Origin of the sequence: Bacteroides sp. AM23-12 (assembly GCF_003434395.1) — a bacterium.
GTDB lineage: Bacteria > Bacteroidota > Bacteroidia > Bacteroidales > Bacteroidaceae > Bacteroides > Bacteroides thetaiotaomicron.
The window spans coordinates 1-430 of sequence record NZ_QTLF01000112.1; the positions used below are offsets into that span (position 1 = coordinate 1).

Here is a 430-nt window from a genome sequence, read left to right on the forward strand (position 1 = left end):
CCCCACGGGGTGCAGGTGACGTTCGCCAAGACGGTGCATATCATCTTCCCCTCGGCGGTGCGGTACGTGGACTTGGGAAGCAATTGGATTATCGCCGGGAAAGCGGACGGTGCGGAGAACGTGATCCGGGTGAAGGCGACCACCGAGGGGTTTCCGGGGGAAACGAACTTTTCCGTTATCTGCGAGGACGGAAGTTTCTATTCGTTCAATGCCCGGTATGCGCATGAGCCGGAGATGCTGAACATCGAGATGAAGGATTTTTTGGAGAACGGGAACACGACGGACTTTTCGCATACCCGCATGAACCTCCATTTCCGGGAACTGGCAGGCGAAAGCCCGCTCTTGGTAAAGCTGATCATGCAGAGCATCTACAAGGAGGACAGACGGGAGATCCGGCACTTGGGCTGCAAACGCTTCGGGGTGCAGTTCC

General features: G+C 57.0%; 1 protein-coding gene. It reads left to right on the forward strand.

Annotated features, from left to right (window positions below):
* A partial coding sequence (gene traN / locus DW640_RS23400; RefSeq protein ID WP_233525485.1) for a conjugative transposon protein TraN occupies positions 1–430 on the forward strand: 430 nt, incomplete at both ends.